This is a genomic window from Aliterella atlantica CENA595 (assembly GCF_000952155.1).
In the GTDB taxonomy this organism is placed as follows: domain Bacteria; phylum Cyanobacteriota; class Cyanobacteriia; order Cyanobacteriales; family Chroococcidiopsidaceae; genus Aliterella; species Aliterella atlantica.
The window spans coordinates 14,536-32,049 of the sequence record NZ_JYON01000017.1 but is presented as its reverse complement, the minus strand read 5'-3'; the positions used below and the strand labels follow the sequence as shown (position 1 = coordinate 32,049).

At 44.0% G+C, this 17,514-nt stretch carries 18 protein-coding genes; 7 read left to right on the top strand and 11 right to left on the bottom strand.

The annotated features are described in order from the left end of the window. Window positions 1-2: 2 nt before the first annotated feature. The 4 genes from UH38_RS15685 to UH38_RS15670 all read left to right on the top strand — a co-directional run bounded on the left by UH38_RS15685 (window position 3) and on the right by UH38_RS15670 (window position 4,678). Entirely contained in the window at window positions 3-1,289 is a 1,287-nt protein-coding gene (locus UH38_RS15685) for a M23 family metallopeptidase (protein WP_052672409.1), read from the top strand. A gap of 210 nt (window positions 1,290-1,499) precedes the next feature. Continuing rightward, the gene (locus UH38_RS15680) at window positions 1,500-1,811 is read left to right on the top strand and encodes a hypothetical protein (RefSeq protein ID WP_045055616.1); all 312 of its coding nucleotides are present in this window, start codon (window positions 1,500-1,502) and stop codon (window positions 1,809-1,811) included. 148 nt (window positions 1,812-1,959) lie between these two features. Next, complete coding sequence (locus UH38_RS15675; protein ID WP_045055615.1) at window positions 1,960-3,684, top strand: succinate dehydrogenase/fumarate reductase flavoprotein subunit; 1,725 nt, start codon at window positions 1,960-1,962, stop codon at window positions 3,682-3,684. A 355-nt stretch (window positions 3,685-4,039) separates the two neighbouring features. Then, window positions 4,040-4,678, top strand: a complete 639-nt coding sequence (locus tag UH38_RS15670; protein ID WP_045055674.1) for a TMEM165/GDT1 family protein — start codon at window positions 4,040-4,042, stop codon at window positions 4,676-4,678. A gap of 38 nt (window positions 4,679-4,716) precedes the next feature. Here the strand turns inward: UH38_RS15670 and UH38_RS15665 are convergent, their stop codons facing one another. After that, window positions 4,717-5,793 (bottom strand): tetratricopeptide repeat protein, encoded by a 1,077-nt coding sequence (locus UH38_RS15665; RefSeq protein WP_052672408.1) that lies wholly within the window; start codon window positions 5,791-5,793, stop codon window positions 4,717-4,719. Window positions 5,794-6,234: 441 nt separating this feature from the next. Here UH38_RS15665 and UH38_RS15660 point away from each other — a divergent pair, with 441 nt between their 5' ends. Further along, window positions 6,235-7,077 carry a hypothetical protein gene (locus UH38_RS15660; protein WP_045055614.1) on the top strand — a complete coding sequence of 281 codons (843 nt, stop codon included), beginning with the start codon at window positions 6,235-6,237 and terminating at the stop codon, window positions 7,075-7,077. A gap of 63 nt (window positions 7,078-7,140) precedes the next feature. Here UH38_RS15660 and UH38_RS15655 read toward each other — a convergent pair whose 3' ends face one another. The 4 genes from UH38_RS15655 to puuE all read right to left on the bottom strand — a co-directional run bounded on the left by UH38_RS15655 (window position 7,141) and on the right by puuE (window position 10,798). Further along, window positions 7,141-8,310 (bottom strand): homocysteine biosynthesis protein, encoded by a 1,170-nt coding sequence (locus UH38_RS15655; RefSeq protein WP_045055613.1) that lies wholly within the window; start codon window positions 8,308-8,310, stop codon window positions 7,141-7,143. Between the two features lie 66 nt (window positions 8,311-8,376). Then, on the bottom strand, window positions 8,377-9,549 hold the full coding sequence (locus UH38_RS15650; RefSeq protein WP_045055612.1) for an AI-2E family transporter: 1,173 nt from the start codon (window positions 9,547-9,549) through the stop codon (window positions 8,377-8,379). A 116-nt stretch (window positions 9,550-9,665) separates the two neighbouring features. Then, the gene (locus UH38_RS15645; RefSeq protein ID WP_045055611.1) at window positions 9,666-9,854 is read right to left on the bottom strand and encodes a hypothetical protein; all 189 of its coding nucleotides are present in this window, start codon (window positions 9,852-9,854) and stop codon (window positions 9,666-9,668) included. Between the two features lie 41 nt (window positions 9,855-9,895). Next, a complete protein-coding gene (gene puuE / locus UH38_RS15640; RefSeq protein ID WP_045055610.1) occupies window positions 9,896-10,798 on the bottom strand; it encodes an allantoinase PuuE in 903 nt (300 codons plus the stop codon). Between the two features lie 20 nt (window positions 10,799-10,818). Here puuE and UH38_RS15635 point away from each other — a divergent pair, with 20 nt between their 5' ends. Beyond that, window positions 10,819-11,547 (top strand): aspartate/glutamate racemase family protein, encoded by a 729-nt coding sequence (locus tag UH38_RS15635; protein ID WP_045055609.1) that lies wholly within the window; start codon window positions 10,819-10,821, stop codon window positions 11,545-11,547. Here the strand turns inward: UH38_RS15635 and UH38_RS15630 are convergent, their stop codons facing one another. The 5 genes from UH38_RS15630 to hpxO all read right to left on the bottom strand — a co-directional run bounded on the left by UH38_RS15630 (window position 11,548) and on the right by hpxO (window position 16,814). Then, window positions 11,548-13,278 carry an iron uptake porin gene (locus tag UH38_RS15630; protein ID WP_052672407.1) on the bottom strand — a complete coding sequence of 577 codons (1,731 nt, stop codon included), beginning with the start codon at window positions 13,276-13,278 and terminating at the stop codon, window positions 11,548-11,550. 21 nt (window positions 13,279-13,299) lie between these two features. Then, the gene (gene uraD / locus UH38_RS15625; protein WP_045055608.1) at window positions 13,300-13,797 is read right to left on the bottom strand and encodes a 2-oxo-4-hydroxy-4-carboxy-5-ureidoimidazoline decarboxylase; all 498 of its coding nucleotides are present in this window, start codon (window positions 13,795-13,797) and stop codon (window positions 13,300-13,302) included. Between the two features lie 2 nt (window positions 13,798-13,799). Then, entirely contained in the window at window positions 13,800-14,153 is a 354-nt protein-coding gene (gene uraH, locus UH38_RS15620; protein ID WP_045055607.1) for a hydroxyisourate hydrolase, read from the bottom strand. 25 nt (window positions 14,154-14,178) lie between these two features. Then, window positions 14,179-15,585 carry a uracil-xanthine permease family protein gene (locus UH38_RS15615; RefSeq protein ID WP_045055606.1) on the bottom strand — a complete coding sequence of 469 codons (1,407 nt, stop codon included), beginning with the start codon at window positions 15,583-15,585 and terminating at the stop codon, window positions 14,179-14,181. Window positions 15,586-15,650: 65 nt separating this feature from the next. Continuing rightward, window positions 15,651-16,814 carry an FAD-dependent urate hydroxylase HpxO gene (gene hpxO, locus UH38_RS15610; protein ID WP_045055671.1) on the bottom strand — a complete coding sequence of 388 codons (1,164 nt, stop codon included), beginning with the start codon at window positions 16,812-16,814 and terminating at the stop codon, window positions 15,651-15,653. Window positions 16,815-16,947: 133 nt separating this feature from the next. On the opposite strand from hpxO, the gene UH38_RS15605 reads away from it, so the two are divergent. Beyond that, on the top strand, window positions 16,948-17,196 hold the full coding sequence (locus UH38_RS15605; protein ID WP_045055605.1) for a hypothetical protein: 249 nt from the start codon (window positions 16,948-16,950) through the stop codon (window positions 17,194-17,196). Between the two features lie 24 nt (window positions 17,197-17,220). Here UH38_RS15605 and UH38_RS15600 read toward each other — a convergent pair whose 3' ends face one another. Then, window positions 17,221-17,484 carry a solute carrier family 23 protein gene (locus UH38_RS15600; protein WP_045055604.1) on the bottom strand — a complete coding sequence of 88 codons (264 nt, stop codon included), beginning with the start codon at window positions 17,482-17,484 and terminating at the stop codon, window positions 17,221-17,223. Window positions 17,485-17,514 lie beyond the last annotated feature (30 nt).

Below are 17,514 nucleotides of genomic sequence, written 5' to 3'. Positions count from 1 at the left end.
AAATGATGCAGCAACATGACTCTAAGCGCACCTCTGTAAGCAAATTAGGACAGAAATATTTTGTATTAAAGAGTCTTAGTTGGATTAGTGTTTTTAGCCTGCTAATTGGCAACCAAGTATCTGCACAAACTGAAAGCTCAACAGATTTGATTGTGCCATTACCCGAAACTACACAACAGTCTGCACCTGCGCCGCAAAATTCTAGTTCCAATAAAATACAAAGACTGCAACGCAGACTAGCTAAACCTAAATCTAACGTTGTGCGTACAGCACCAGTACCAGTAAAATCTACATACGTACCGCCTCGCAGAAGGTCAGTGCAAGGGCAAAGTCCAGTACGCAACCAACGCACTGCAACCAAGCCAAAACAAGACTACAACGGCGCATTTATTGACCCTACAGATTATAGTGTTGGTGCAACCAGAAACTACGAAGCACCAAGTTCAGTAGTATTTAGCGATCGCTCGACTGGTTGTAGTGCTGTAATTAAGCAAGGAATGTCCCCCAGTCTGTGCGGTGCATCGCCACGTCAAAATAGAGTTGTTAATCGCAGTCGCTTGGCAAATTCTCAACCAAATGCAAGTTGGGTAAGCAGAAGACGCAGCATTGATAAAACCAGCGTACCAGTCCAAGTTGCGACTAATATTCGTAGCAGCAACACAGCTAATATTCGTAGTAACAGAATTAGCACTAGCAAATTGCATTCTCCCTTAAGCCGACAAAGAACTTTTAACAATGCAGTTACTTTGCCTGGATTTGGCGCTAATAGCAGCTACTACAATCGCACAATTAGACCGAATACACAGCTTGGTAATGCCGATACTAGCATGATGTATCCATTAACCATTCCGGCGACAATTACCTCGATATTTGGTTGGCGCATTCATCCGATTAGCGGAACGCCTCGCTTTCATGCTGGTACGGACTTCGGCGCAGATTTGGGTACGCCAGTAGTAGCAGCTTATAGTGGTAATGTAGCGATCGCTGATGTTATGGGCGGTTATGGCTTAACAGTTGTTTTAGATCACCAAAAATTCGGCGGACAAACGCTTTACGGTCACTTATCAGAAATTTTTGTCAAGCCTAATGAAGTAGTCGCACAAGGTACAGTTATTGGACTTGTAGGTAGTACAGGTAATTCTACAGGTCCTCACTTGCACTTTGAAGTTAGACAACTAACAAATAGTGGCTGGGTTGCGACAGATCCTAGCTTGCAAATAGAAGGCGCTTTAGCTCAATTAGTTGAGGCTTTGCGCGTTGCTGATGCCAATAATCGCAGCCAGAGTTAATTGGGATAGGAATAGAGCGATCGCATAGTTAATTTTTATTGCCAGTATTAGCCGCGCCCAATGTTGGCAGAGTTTTTTGCGCCGATAAATGAGAAATGCAGGCAAGATGTGTAAATTACTATTGCAAACCTATCAAAAACCCTTAAAAATTGTCTAAAACACAAACATAGCTCTACCCTAGAACTTTAAGAAAGTCCTCAAGGAAATGTTATGGAAAAATTTCGTAAATACCGTCTAGCTTGCACTTTGACCTTTGGCGATATCTACGGTCAAATCATTGTTTGGCTGATTACTATTACATTAAGTTTGGCTTCAGCAATGGCACTAATGGGAGCAAGAAGACCCTATTATGCCCTAGCCACTGTGGGACTAATTATATTGTTGTCTTTGCCATTCTTACTGTTTGCTTTCGTCACCACATTGTTTAACCACATTGAACTAACAGCAGTAGATGCACAGACGCAGTACGAACCAATGCCTGGTAACGTATCTAATCAACAGCCTGTAGAAGCAACGAGCTAATCAGTGACCAGTGACCAGTGACCAGTTAAGAAATTGTTGGGTGCGTTGCAAGGCAATGCACCCTACTTAAAATTTCCTTGCCTTGTGGTAAGGATTTTTTTATTGGGTCAAGATAAAAAGATAACTATTTTAAATCATAGTTTTGCTCATGCTAGAACACGATGTAATTATTGTTGGTGGTGGATTGGCTGGATGTCGCGCCGCAGTTGAAATTGCCCGCACCGATCCCACGCTCAAAATAGCTGTAATTGCGAAAACGCATCCAATTCGTTCTCACTCAGTTGCGGCTCAAGGTGGTATCGCCGCAACACTGAAAAATGTCGATGCAACCGATACTTGGGAAGCTCACGCCTTTGATACAGTAAAAGGCTCAGACTATTTAGCAGATCAAGATGCTGTAGAAATCCTCGCCCGCGAAGCACCAGATGTCGTTATAGATTTAGAACACATGGGAGTGCTATTTTCTCGCCTTAGCGATGGACGCATTGCTCAACGCGCATTTGGCGGACATTCTCACAACCGCACTTGCTACGCTGCGGATAAAACTGGTCATGCAATCTTGCATGAATTAGTCAATAACCTGCGACGTTATGGCGTTTGTATCTACGATGAGTGGTATGTAATGCGCCTAATTGTCGAAGATGGAGAAGCCAAAGGCGTAGTCATGTACCGCATCCTAGACGGGCATTTGGAGGTAGTAAGAGCCAAAGCCGTAATGTTCGCAACAGGTGGCTATGGACGAGCCTACAATACTACCTCAAACGATTATGCTTCTACAGGCGACGGGTTGGCAATGACGGCTCTAGCTGGTTTACCTTTAGAAGATATGGAATTTGTGCAATTTCATCCTACAGGCTTGTATCCGGTAGGAGTGCTGATCTCTGAAGCTGTGCGCGGTGAAGGAGCTTATTTAATTAATGCCTTGGGCGATCGCTTTATGGCAAATTACGCCCCTAGTCGCATGGAACTAGCCCCCCGCGATATTACCTCACGAGCGATCGCCCGTGAAATTAGTGCTGGGCGCGGCATTCATCCTGATGGTAGCGCTGGTGGTGCATTTGTGTACCTCGATTTGCGGCACATGGGCAAAGAAAAGATTATGAGCCGCATTCCTTTTTGTTGGGAAGAAGCTCATCGCTTGGTAGGTATTGATGCCGTCCATCAACCAATGCCCGTACGCCCGACAATTCATTATTCGATGGGCGGTATTCCCACCGATACCAATGGCAGAGTCCGCAGTGGGGAAGGCTTTATCGAGCGCTTTTTTGCGGCGGGAGAATCTGCCTGCGTTTCCGTACATGGGGCAAATCGGTTGGGCAGTAATTCGCTCTTAGAGTGCGTAGTGTATGGGCGCAGAACAGGAAAAGCGATCGCCCAATTCGTGCAAAATCGTAAATTACCAGTAGTAGACGAACAGCCTTATATTCAAGCTGCTAAAGAGCAAATGCAGCAACTAATAGCCCAAAATGGCAAGTACCGCATCGCCCAAATCCGGCAAACATTTCAAGATTGCATGACCAAGTATTGCGGCGTATTTCGCACCGAAGAATTGATGCAGGAAGGTTTGACACAACTAGAGCAAATTCAACAGCAATACCAAGAAATTTATCTAGATGACAAAGGAGACTGTTGGAATACCGAACTTGTAGAAGCTTTAGAACTGCGTAGTTTATTAGTTGTCGGGCAGATAATTATGACATCAGCATTGCATCGCCAAGAAAGTCGCGGCGCACATTGTCGCGAGGATTATTCGCAGCGAGACGACGAAAATTTCCTCAAGCATACAATGGCGTACTATTCACCCGCAGGAATTGACATTCAATATCGACCTGTAAACATTTCCATGTTCGAGCCAAAGGAAAGAAAATATTAACCAATAATGTAGAGACGTAGCACCAATTAATGTAGAGACGTAGCACGCAATTAATGTAGAGACGTAGCAATGCTACGTCTCTACGACGACAACGGCATTTATACGTTTGTGCGTATTGTATTTTAGGCGATCGCCCATGTATAATTTTGGCAATGAAAGGGAGTAGCTACTGGTCGCACCAGTCCATCTAAATCAACATACTGGCAACGAATAGCCTGGTTTAGATGACAAGTTAGCTAACAGCAATTTGGCAGCGAGACTTTCACTAAGTTCACAACAAAATGTGGGCTTGGTGGAGTGTATTTGTTGCCCTCATCAAGCTCAAATCTTTGCAATTCTTGAGGAGCTTGATACTGTGGTTGCGGCTTTTACAGCAGGTTTATTACTCATAACAGTTTCCGAATTAGGCGATAAAACTTTTTTTATCGCCGCTATTTTGGCTATGCGCCACTCCCGAAGAATAGTATTTGCTGGGGTGTTAGCGGCTTTAGCGGCGATGACGATAATTTCCGTGATAGTAGGACAAGTTGCTTCCTTGCTACCGCCTAAATACGTCCACTATGGCGAAATTATTTTATTTATCGGCTTTGGCATCAAGCTACTATATACAGCTAGCCAAATGCCAGCAGAATCGTGCGATGTTGAAGTCGTTCAAGAAGCAACAGATGTAGTAGAAAAAGCAGAATTTAAATTACCCAAACAGCAAACAGTATTTGCCATTTATTTAGAAGCTTTTGTGCTAACTTTTATTGCTGAATGGGGCGATCGCACGCAAATTGCTACTATTGCCCTAGCTGCTGGCAATAACCCGGCTGGAGTAACGATAGGGGCAATTGCAGGTCATGCTATTTGTACGGCGATCGCTGTAATTGGTGGCAGAATGCTAGCAGGACGCATTTCTGAACGGACTTTGACTATTGCTGGCGGATGTTTGTTTTTAGTTTTTGGTGTCCTAAGTTTGCTCCAAGGACAAGCGCTTGGCTCTAATTCGTAATTGAAGATGTAGTACATAAATACTAATGTAGTAGCTAGCTAATTGCTCTTAGTAGGTGATGGTGAGGTTGTAGGTGTGTTGGTGCTGGTAGAAGCTGGTGAAGCAGGCTGATTAGCTATTTGCTGAATTTGCTGTTTGTATTGAGCAGGTGCTAAAGCGGCGGCAGAATCAAATAACGGTTTTGCTTGGTCATTTTTGCCTTGTTCCTTCAAAATACTGGCTTTGGCTAATACAGGGCGAAAATCTTTGGCATCAATAGCGATCGCGCGATCGTATAGTTCGATTGCATCATCGTAACGTTTTTGAATCGCAAATAAGCTAGCTTTGGCAAGTAATGGACGGACATCTTGTTTATCCTGGGCAATTGCTTTGTCATAAGTTGCGATCGCATCATCGTAGCGTTTTTGGCTGGCGTAAACTTCCCCTAGTAGTAGCTGCACTGACGTTGTATCTACACTCCCTGCTTGAGTTTGATTTGCTTTAGGAGCGTTAGCTAGCGTATCTTGTAAGACGTTAATTGCTTCTTCTGGTTGTTTTTGCTGCAATAGGGAAATTACCAGCCCTTGCAGGGCTAAAGAATCCCCTGGTTTGTTTTTAAGAATATCTCGGTAAGCTTGGTTCGCACCTGCAAAATCGCCAGTTTTGAGTTTGGCTTGGGCAAGTAACAATTTGTATTGACTTTGGGTAGGATTTAGTTGTGCTAGCTTTTCAATCGGAGCGATCGCGCCTTTAATATCTCCTAAATTAATGCGCGCATCTGCTAACCCTTGCAGTGCTGCCTGATTATTCGGTTCGCGCTGTAAAACCAACTCATAGCCGCGTGCTTGGTCTTGAAACTGCGTTTGCTGCGATGCAGGCGAAGCTTGTCCTGATGGTAGCGGTGAAGCAACTGGAGAAGGTTGACTTTCCTTAACTGTACTTGTCAGCAGGGGAACCATAGAAACTCCGACAAAAGCCACCGCAACTAGCACTAATACAATATTGATTAACCAACGACCGCGCGATTGGGACACAAAACTGCCTTGAACTCTACTGCTGCTATTATCGTTGACAAAGCCAACAGCTTCGCCTCTAGCAACTAAATTTGACGCGCGGATTTTGGATATCTCCTCCATTCATTAGATAGCGCGTTGACGCATTTAACTATTTTTTTAGCACCTGCTAGCGTTCTTGCTTCATTAAAATTTTTACCTATGTTATGCTGCCCACACTACTTTCTCCATTAAGGTCATCAGTATGAAGTACGAAATACCAACCAAATTTTCCGGGTAAATCTATGAGCTTTAAAAATACCAATACTTCGGCTTCTAGCTTTCTCTTACCTGGAAATTGCCGATCTTGCAGCCAAATATGCGATTTTTTTCATATTTAATACTCGATCTGTGCAAACTTTTTTAGTTAATAGTAGTAAGCTACGCTGGGTACTTAGGTTTAAAGATGGGGTTACTCGTCCCCAGCCAAAACCTGGTCACTGGTCACTGACAAACTGGTCACTGATTTAATATCCTCACCGCTAATCCCTTCAGGGAAATAAGTCTCCGCCGCAAGGAGTTTTTATGAATTCCTCTATCAACTCATCCGAACCATCAAATCCAACTGAGCAAACCAACGTGTCAACGGCAGATTCAACAGGTGGCGACGAAGCTTTATGGCATCGCCAACAACCAATTCCGCCTCCTAGCGAACCAATGCAATATCGCGCTATCGGTTTAGTGCGCGGTGTCTACAGTTCTGAGAGTGCCGAACAATTCACTCAAGGTAAACTTTTGACAGCCGACAATATCCAAGTTGATGCTGTTTTGCTAGGTAGAGTTATTAGTCTGCTCAAAAATCACATCGATTTAGCTCAAGAGCATTTATGGGTAGTCTATCCTCGTACTGGTCAAAAAGAAGATAGTTTGCACTTGCAAATTGTCGGCGTATGGGAGCCTGAGAAACTAGCTAAACAAACGCCAACAGAGCCAGCAATCCCCAGCCATGAGCCAGAAGAGATTGTTGATGGTGATTTTTCAGTACGCGGCGAGATCGTATATCAATCTGTTGCTGAAGGACACTTCATCGTCAAAATTAGACAAACTCCCCGCTCGGAATCTGATAAACCAAAGTATTTCAAGTTAAAAATTCGCGGCGACTTGGCAGCCAAAGCTGTAGGACAATTTTGGGACTTGCAAGTACGAAGGCAAGCAGAAGATTTGGTATTAATTAAAGGCGAATCAATCGCCACCTTACCATCAAAGCCAAAACTCAGGAAAAAGCCGCGTAGCGGCGATTATAGCGATCGCAAGCGCAATTTTGAGCCGCCGCAGCCAGTGCGTAAAGCAAGCCAAGCGCCAGTCCAGCCACCAATTAAGCGATCGCCCACTCCTAAGCCAATCAAGCGAGAGAAGCCAGGAAATTAAATTGAATGCAGTAACCAGCGCTTGAACCTTAACTGGTAACTGGTCACTGGTCACTGGTCACTGTTAAAACTCTGTCCAACGATCTTGGGGTAAGAAAGTTCGCTCCATTGAAATCGGGGTTACGGGTTCGGTGAGGATGAATTTTCCGGCTTCAATCCATTGTTTTAGTTCTATTGCTACTTGCCGCGATAGATAGACGCTGGCTAGGGGCGCTGTACGTACTGCTTTGCCGTCGATGGTAATTCGTCCTGATTTTAATTGGGCGTAACTTACCAAGCCAAAGGTCGGTCGCACGCGCCTAGGAATGGAAAAGTCTACTATTGGTGCTACTAAGTCTTTGTCTTGGACTGCACAACGAGCTACTACTTCTTCATTTAATGCTGGTAATGGTATGCCTACGCCTAACATCAAGGAAGGACCGTAGCTTTTGAAGTAACAGCCGCGTACCCATTGGGCGCTCATTTGTTTGGCATCGCCAATTAAAGCTAATGTTGCCGCAGGACCTACAGGCGTGCGGTTAGGGAGGCGTTTTTGTAAGGGGAAATGCTGCGTACCTTCCCAGGCTACATAACCAATGCCGCCACCTAAGAAGATTTTTGTGCCAATCCCTACTAATTGCAAGTCTGGATCGTTTAGCAAAGGAGAAATTGCCCCAGGATTTGAGTAGACAGCATTGCTCAATCGGGGTTGTAAAGGACCGAGGTACGTAAATAACGGGCGATCGCCTCCATTTACGCCGACAATAAAATTTTGATATAAATTGCGCGGATTAAATAAGTAAAACTGGTTAATTGTCTCGCGGGTAATTGTAGTTTCAAAAGTAGCGCGGGGGTAACAATCTGTTACTTGTCCGATCGCTTTTACTTGGACTGGTAAACCTGCAATTAGGTCAGAAATTACATGACCGCCGCCACGTTCGCGCGTATCTTCCCCATCTTGCGATTCAATCGCTTGAGTTGCCCCTAAGTATAAATCTACTGCCCCAAATCCCGAATAAGCAGGGACGTTATCTATCCAACAGCGGCGAATTTTAATTGGCGGATCGGTATGTCCCAAATTTATAATTGCGCCAGAAGATTCCATCGGCTCAAAAGTGCCTGTGGTAATAACATCCACTTCTTTTGCAGCTTGAGTAACGCCTAATTCTGCTACTTTTACCTTTAATTCCTCAGCCGTCCAGACAATGGCAGATTTGCGGTTAATTTTGTCGTTGATTTCGGCGATCGTTTTCATAAATGCATATTACCACCGTACCGTAGAGACGTTGCACTGCAACGTCTCTACAATGCCTGCGATATCTCATTCTGCATCGCGTTTATCAATTGGTGGTTCTGTTTTGTCTATAACGACTATTCGTTCATTTGCAGGTTCATCTGCCTTTTGTACAAATTTATCGTTACTTGTTTCTGCTTCAACATCTTGGTCTTGTTTTGGCAGATCTCCAGAACGATCGCGCCCCCATTTATCTAAGACATCTTTAATCACTACTTCTTGCAGCCATACTTGACCAACTACTGTTAAAGGTAATGCCAGTAATAAACCTAAAAAACCAAAAAATGTCGCAAAAAAGACCTGAGATAGCAACGTTATAGCAGGCAATAACGAGACTTGCTGCGCCATAACATAGGGTGTCAAAACATTAGTTTCTAACTGCTGAATGCCAATATATAACCCTAGTACAGCCAATGACTTCCAAGGTGCATCAAGTAAAGCGATCGCCATTGGCGGAATTACACTTAAAGTTGGTCCTACATTGGGAATAAATGTCAAAATTCCTGCTAAAGCTGCTTGAGCTAATGCTAATGGTACGCCTAAAATTGTCAAACCAATACCGCTTAAGCTAGCAATGACAAACATATTGAACAAAATACCCGTCAACCAACCGCGCAGGGCTACTTCACAACGGTCTAAAATTGTATCTACTCGCCGCCGATAGAAAGACGGAAATAAGCGCATAAATGCTTGACGATACGGCAAGGGATCGGCAAGTAACATTAGTGTCAAAATCAGCACTAACAAAAAGTCAATAACAAAGCCAAACGAGCTAGAAAATAACGTAAAGAATCTTTGTAAAAGTTGATTTGCTAACGGTTGAATTTGGTTAATTAATCCGTCAACATCAGGTAGATAAGGAATTAATTGTTTGGGAACGCGCCTTTCTAATTGTTCTACCCAAAATTCTGACCTAGCTAATCCTTTGGGAAATAATTCTGCTAGTTGTTGAAATTGAGTCGAAAAAGCTGGCACGATCAGCCAGAAAAAGCCAACGATAATAGTTAGCAAAATACTAATAGATAGCAAAATAGCAATGCCGCGCGATACTCCAGACCTTTGCAAGCGCCTTGCTAGCCTATTTAAAGCTGTAGATATAACGATCGCTGTGAATACTAATAAAAGTAATTGACGAACTTGCCATAATATGTACAACGAAAGAACTAAGGCAATCAAACCAATCCATTGACCGAGATTCACGTTTTGGTAACTCCCAGCAAAAAGTGTAAAAAGATATCGATGCAGCTAGATTAACGAATTTTGGCTTTTTGTCCTAGATTCGCAATGCTGTTGTCAGAAAATTAAACCTATGTTAATTAAGTGCGCTGTTGTCTGAACGCATAACGAGATAATAATGCGATCGCCATTAGCAGCGTTGGTGTCAATATGCCAATCAGGGCATTAGTTGTTGTCGCTGGTACAGATAAAGGAACAAATTTAATTGCTACAGACACTATTACTGAGACAACTAATAACTTAACTATAAATAAAGTTTGATTTGCCATAAAAATTTTTATACTTTGCTCTAAACCAGCACATTAAACCTTTAAACATAGTAATGGTATTTATACCAGTGATGGGCAATATCAACTCGGCGACAAAGCCAAACGCGATCGCGTTGCTGTACGTAGTCAAGAAACCGAGCTAAAGCAGCGAGTCGTCCTGGTCTACCTACTAAGCGACAATGCAGCCCTATACTCATCATCTTAGGTGCAGTTTCGCCCTCAGCATACAACACATCAAAAGCATCGCGCAGGTAGGTAAAAAATTGCTCGCCGCAATTAAACCCTTGAGTAGTAGCAAAACGCATATCGTTGTGATCGAGCGTGTAGGGAATAACTAAATGAGGTTTACTACCACCTACCCAATAAGGTAAGTCATCAGCATAACTATCAGAATCGTATAGAAACCCTCCTTCCTCAATTACCAATCGACGAGTATTAGGGCTATTGCGCCCCGTGTACCAACCAAGAGGACGATCGCCTGTAACTTGAGTATGAATGGCGATCGCTTTTTGCAAATGCTCTCGTTCCAAATCCTCGCCAAAGTATTTATAGTCAATCCACCTGTAGCCATGACTAGCAATTTCCCAATCTGCTTCTAGCATTGCAGCTACGGCTTCAAGGTTACGTTCTAGCGCCATCGCCACGCCAAAAACTGTCACGGGAATACCGCGCCCTGTAAATAGCCGATACAACCGCCAAAAGCCCGCACGACTGCCGTATTCATATATTGACTCAATATTCATGTGTCGAGAACCAGCAAGCGGTTCTGCGCCAATAATTTCTGATAAAAAGGCTTCTGAAGCAACATCGCCATGCAATATACAGTTTTCGCTACCTTCTTCGTAGTTAATTACAAATTGCACCGCAATCCGCGCCTCGTCAACCCATTGAGGATGAGGAGGATTGCGCCCATAACCTATTAAATCTCTTGGATATTGAGACATAATCAAAAGTCAAAGTAAATATGAAAATTAAAGTCATTAATCCTAACACTACAGCTAGCATGACGCAAAAAATTGGGATGGCGGCTCGGAAAGTAGCAGCGCCCAAAACTGAGATTATCGCCTGCAACCCAACAATGGGACCAGTTTCAATCGAGTGCCACTACGATGAAGCCTTAAGTGTAGTAGGACTTTTAGCGGAAATCCGTCAAGGTGAAATTGAAGGCGCAGATGGTTATGTTATCGCTTGTTTTGGCGATCCTGGGTTGCTAGCAGCCCGCGAACTAGCTACTGGTCCGGTAATTGGGATTGCTGAAGCAGCAATGCATACAGCTAGTTTAATTGCTACAGGGTTTTCAATTGTCACCACCTTAAGCCGGACGCGCATTATTGCCCAGCAATTGGTAGAAAACTATGGCATGAGCCGATTTTGTCGCAATATTCGATCTACAGATTTAGCTGTTTTGGAGTTAGAGTCAGATTCTCAGGCAAGAAAGGTAATTACAGAAGAATGCCGCCAAGCAATAGTAGAAGATAATGCAGGTGCGATCGTGCTAGGTTGCAGTGGCATGGCAGATTTAGCAACAGCAATTAGTCAAGAAATTGGTGCGCCTGTAATTGATGGAGTGGGTGCAGCCGTTAAGTTAGTTGAACTGCTTGTCAGCTTAGGCTTGGGTACAAGTAAAGTAGGCGACTTAGCTTATCCTATTTCCAAACCATATACAGGTATATTGCGATCGCTTGCACCCTAGTTAGAAGGTAAATTGAGCGCGTAAATTACCTACATAAATCGTCGGATTATCGCTGAAGTTGTTAGGATTGCCAATCAAATAAAAAGCTGGCACTAGGGCAATATTGTCAGTGAGGGGATAGTAATAAGTAGCTTCAAACTCGTACTGCACCCCACCATCACCGCCACCAGAAGCTAAAAAATTGCGACCATCTAAAACAGCAAAAGGAATGACATAAGATAGCGTAAATAGCGCCCCCTCTTTAGCAAAGTCAGGCAAAGCTACTCCTAATTGCACTGATTGAGCATTGACTTCGCCATCAGGCAAACCCGCAGTTAAAGGTTCTATATTTGTACTACCGTAGGAATATCGACCAAATATGCCTAATCCCGATGCAATCAGCCAATCAAAATTAAACACAAAAGTATCGGCAGAAGCATTGTCAATCGGACCATCAAAACCATCATCAGCAAAGCCATATATAGGTTCGCCGATCGCCCCGCCAACTTGTCCGGCGATCGCTCTAATATTAGAACGAGTGTAGAGAAATCGTAAATTCAAGCGATCGCTAGGTGCAAAACCTAATTCGGCGGAGATAGTATTAGTCGGATTAAATAAACCCTGACTGGGGTTGCTGGAGGAATTAAACAAAGGACTAGATAAAAATTCCGTGTTTTCGCCCAAATACGCCGCACTAAACTTAAGTTGTTTGCTCAAATTCCAGACAATCGCCGCTCCCGAACCTCTGTCTATGGCATTTGCCAACGTGCTACCAATCGAGTTAAAACTGCTTGCACCCCGCAAAAAGTTGGTAAAACGGTTGTTATCAAAGTAGCGAAACCAATTAACTCGCGGACCAACAGCTACTTGAATATTATCTCCTACAGGAAAGCTATAGAAAAGTTCTCGAACGTAGACGCTGTTAAATCCACTTGTAGGCGTACCTGTCTGGTCAGTATAAGGAGTCCCGAAAGTATTAAACAAACCTGCCGATACAAACTCATTAGCTGGAGATCTAGCGTTTCCCGATACCAGTTGCGTCACTAAACTATCTCTACCTGTAAATGAAGTATTGAAGTTGAGAAATATATAATTGCTCAGAGTAATATTGGGATCGCTATCAATTTGCCGCAATAAAGGTGTAGCTGTGCGCGGCTGAGTTCTAAAGGCAGTTTCCCCTTCTGCCAAAACTGTGCCATCAGCAAAAGCACCTGTAAGGTTGACAAATACGTTGCCAGTTAGTTTTGTCGTGGTCGAAAATTGATTGGCTTCTAGTTCGCTAGCTTGCATTTCTAAAGCATCTAACCGCCCGCGCAAGCTAGCAAGTTCGGTACTAAATTCTGCTTGCAATCGCTGCAAAGTAGCTAAATCTTCTTTACTAACTGAATCTGCTGTCGCCGTAGTAATTAGCTCGTTAACCCTGTCCAAACAAGCATTCAATCCAGCGGCAAATTCATATCTAGTTAGCGCTCGATTGCCGCGATATGTGCCATCAGGATAACCAGCAATGCAACCGTAACGTTCGACTAAAGACTGTAAAGCCTGAAATGCCCAATCTGTCGGCTGTACGTCAGATAGCTGGGAAACTGAGGTAACTTGCGCCATTGTTTGCTCTTGATTAGAAACGATAGTTGCTTGTGCTACTTGTTTCTCGCCCATCGCCTCTTCAGCTTCAACACTTGCAGCAGAAGCTACGACAAAACTCCAGACTATTATTAGTCCTGATAAACAGTTAAATTTTATTGAACTCATCTCACACCCACATAAATTGAATTACAAAACTATTGCCAATAAGCGAAATTGGGCGATTTGATAAATTTCGGCGATCGCACGCTCGAACTCCCGATCTGCGCTATTTTCCAAACGCTCATCAAAGGTGGCAAAAATGCTGTCTTTAGTATGGTTTTTCACAGCCACAATCAAGGGAAAACCAAATTTAGCTTTGTAGGCAGCATTAAGTTGCTCAAAACGTTGGTATTCCTGGGCAGTCAAGCGATCTAGTCCTACACCAGACTGTTCCTGCACTGATGCTTCTGCCATTTTTACCTTGCTACCCAAGTCAGGATGTACTCGAATTAAGGTAAGTTGCTGTTGTTTACTCATTGCCTTAACTGCATTTACCATCTGCTGGTGTAAATCGGTTACATCAGCAAATGGACGCTTTTGCCAGGTAGAACGAGCGATCGCAGGCGTTTCTTCAAAAACTGCCCCCAATGCGGCAACAAACTCATCCTGGCTCATAGAGTTGATTTGAGCAATTGTATAAGTCATTGCTAGCTGCCTCGGTAGGTACTATAAGACCAGGGCGAAACTAGCAAAGGTACGTGATAGTGACTGCGAGGATTTGCGATCGCAAATTGCAACGGAATCCGATTGAGAAATGGCGGATTTGGCAAGGCAAAAGACTTAAAGTAATCGCCGACAACGAAAACCAACTCGTACACCCCCACAACTAATTCTGCATCCACTAATAAAGGCGCATCAGTACGCCCGTCAGCATTAGTTACAGCAGTTTTGAGTAAAGTTTTTTGCCCAGGTGCGTTAACCAACCAAAGTTCTAAGCTGATATTACTACCAGGACAACCTTGAGCCGTATCGAGAACATGAGTAGTAAGTTTGCCTGACATTGTTAGCAAGTGAGGTAAGAGGCTACTAGCGATTGTCCATATTTCTGGGCAACAACCAATTCAAAAGCACGGCAGACAGCCCGCCAGTGGCAGTAGCGGAGGAAAATAGATTTTGGACTAGGGCGGGCTTATTGGTAAAGATTTCCGGAACGTAGACTACGCCTAAGCCCAATGCTAGGGAAACTGCAACGATCATCAAATCGCGGCGACCAATTTCTACGGAAGATACAATATCGATACCAGCTACAGCGATCGCGCCAAACATCACTACGGTTGCTCCCCCCAACACAGGTTGCGGCAACGATTGAAAGACACCGCCCACAAGCGGAAATAAACCTAGAAGCGCTAGAACCCCAGCAATGTAAAAGCCCACATAACGGCTGCCAACCCCTGTCATTTGGATCACACCATTGTTTTGGCTAAATGTGGTCACGGGGAAGGTGTTGAACAATGCCGCCATTAGACAGTTGATGCCATCTCCCAAAATGCCGCCTTTGATCCGGCGCATGAACAGACTGCCTTCTACGGGCTGTCCAGTAATCGCTGAAGTCGCGGTTAAGTCGCCAATAGTTTCTATAGAAGTGAGGATGTAAAGCAGCACAAACGGAATAAAGGAAACAAAATCAAAGCTCATGCCGTAGCGCAAGGGTAAGGGAACGCTGATCGGTGGCAGTTTGCTAAAGATACTGAAGTCTACTAACCCCAAAAAGATGGAGACAACGTAGCCCACGAGTAAGCCAATACCGATCGCGCCCATTCTCAAATAGCGGTTGCCTGTTACATTCATTAAGATAATCGTCCCCAGTACCAAACCAGATAAAGCCAGGTTTTGAGGACTGCCAAAAGTTCCATTTTTCTGGGCGGCAATTCCTCCTGCCATGCTCACCACACCTGTTTTAATCAGGCTCAAGCCAATAATCATTACTACCGTTCCCGAAACAACCGGAGAAATGATCTGGCGGGCAAGGTGCAAAAAGCGACTAAAGAAAATTTGCACAAATGCACCTACAAAGCAGACTCCAAAAATTCTGGCGAGGGCAGTTTGGGGAGTTCCGCCAGCCCCGATAATTGCTGTTCCTACGCCAACGATCGAGCCTAAAAAGGCAAAGCTAGTACCCTGGAGGCTCAGTAAACCAGACCCCACTATTCCAAAACGTTTAACCTGGAGAAAGGTCGCCAACCCAGAAACAAACAACGACATACTAACTATATAGCTGGTTTCTGTGGGCGAAAGCCCAATTGTAGTACCGATAATCAACGGGGGGGTAATAATGCCCACAAACGCTGCTAGTACGTGCTGAATCGCCACAAAAATCGCTTCCGGTACTGGCGGACGGTCATCTAGACCATAAATCAACTTGCTTGTAGAAACGGCTTGTGGGGGTACATCCTGTCCTACTCGCTCAATCAACTCCTCGTTGAATGCCATCATATTCTCCTAATAAGCAAGTTAAAAGTTAAAAGAAAGAAAAGCTGTATTACGACTTTGCTTTTTTCCTAGTGCAATGGTCCGGCAAGAATTGTCTTCGAGATGGCATTGATAATATTTGTGCCATCTTCGTATTTCAGTTCCTCGTACCACTGTTGGGTTTTCTCTGGCTCTTTGCCGTGAGTCATGTAAGAGCGCTTCCGCGCTCTTGTAACCACGTCTGCAACTCTGTCTTTGCGTGCCGTTTCATAACGTTTCAGCGCATCTTCCACGCTGATATTAGTAGTCTGCAAAAACGTAGCCAAAACTAATGCATCTTCCATCGCTTGACAGCCTCCTTGTCCCAAATCGGGCGCGGTGCTGTGTGCGGCATCTCCGAGTAGAGCTACTCTACCGCGTACAAGCGTTTGCAACGGTTCGATATCGTGAATTTCTACGCGATTGGTTTTGAGCGGATCTAGGCGCGAAATTAAGTTTTGGACTGGGGTTGCCCAACCTTTAAAAAAGCTACTTAGTTCTTCTCTATAAGTTTCTGGACTGCTAACAGTGCCTTTGGGTAATGGTACGTCGAAAAAGAAGTAAAAGCGATCGCCTCCCACTGGCATCATCGAAGCGCGTTTGTGTTCGCCTACATACACATCCCAGCTATTTTTGGGGGCTAAGTCAATGCTTGCAGGAACTAAGCCATTCCAATTTACATAACCAACATAACGCCGCTCTACAGCATGACCTAGGACGTAATTGCGAATAATTGAGTGCGTGCCATCGGCTGCCACTAAAATGTCTCCTGTGGTTTTACGTCCATCCTCAAATACTGCTGTTACACTATCGGCATTTTGCTCTACAGCGATGCATTTACTATTAAATTGAACGTTTTCTGCCCCAAATACATCTAGCAACATTCCCTGCAAATCTGTCCGCGCGACTGGATACGGTTGCTGTCCTACATCATCTACTAAAGGTTGCAGGCTGAAGTTTGTCAGTTTCTCTCCTGCCGGATTGTAATAGCCTACCTGCTCCATCGGTCCGCCAATCCTAGCAATTTCTTTGCCCAAACCCAGGCGGTTAAGAACTTTTACGCCATTTGACCACAGCGATATTCCCGCTCCGGCTGGGCGCAGTTGATTGACGCGATCGTATATTTCAACTTCGTATCCGGCTTGGCGTAGAGCTATCCCTGTCACCAATCCTCCCATTCCCGCCCCAATGATTACAGCTTTTAAATTATCCATAGGTTTTATTTGCAGCACGTTCTGCTTATCGTTCTGTTGGTCGATGCGGCAGCCTATACCACATTTGTTAAAATCAAAATGTTCTGCAAAGAACATTTTTAGACATTCCTAACTTTACAAACAGAAACAAAATATGAATCGGTGGCAAAATTACAAACAATTAGAACTAATTCCTGACTCTGCTCCTGCACCAAAATCCCGCAAACTCAATATTGCTTACCCTTTGGTTGCTGGTTGGCGAAGTCTTCTCAATGCTTTAGCTAGGGAGCAAGTGTACGAGCAACGCACCGAGTATTTGGAGCGCTGTTGGTTGATGTCTTATTCTGAACCCTATAGCAACAAATCTCCTGCTCTGCGTAAGCTGTGGAATTTGATGGACTAGAATCTCTAGTTTTAACTTTTGACTTTATTTGTTGACTTGAATAAATGTATTTAGCCCAGAAACGAATAAGGACATTCCCAAAATGTAACTTGCTCTAGCTGGATCTAGTCTTAATGCTCCGGCGATCGGCAAACCTGGAGTACAAACAGGAATAAAAATCGCGCAGACGTGCTGCAATCCCACGAATAAAGCATCTTTAAATGGTGGTTTATCGTTTAAGCCATGCAGAAATGGAGATTGATTCTCTACAATGCCATGACTTTCTTGATGAACATCTGTTTGAGTCATTTTGTGTGTTTACTATTTAATTACGAGCAG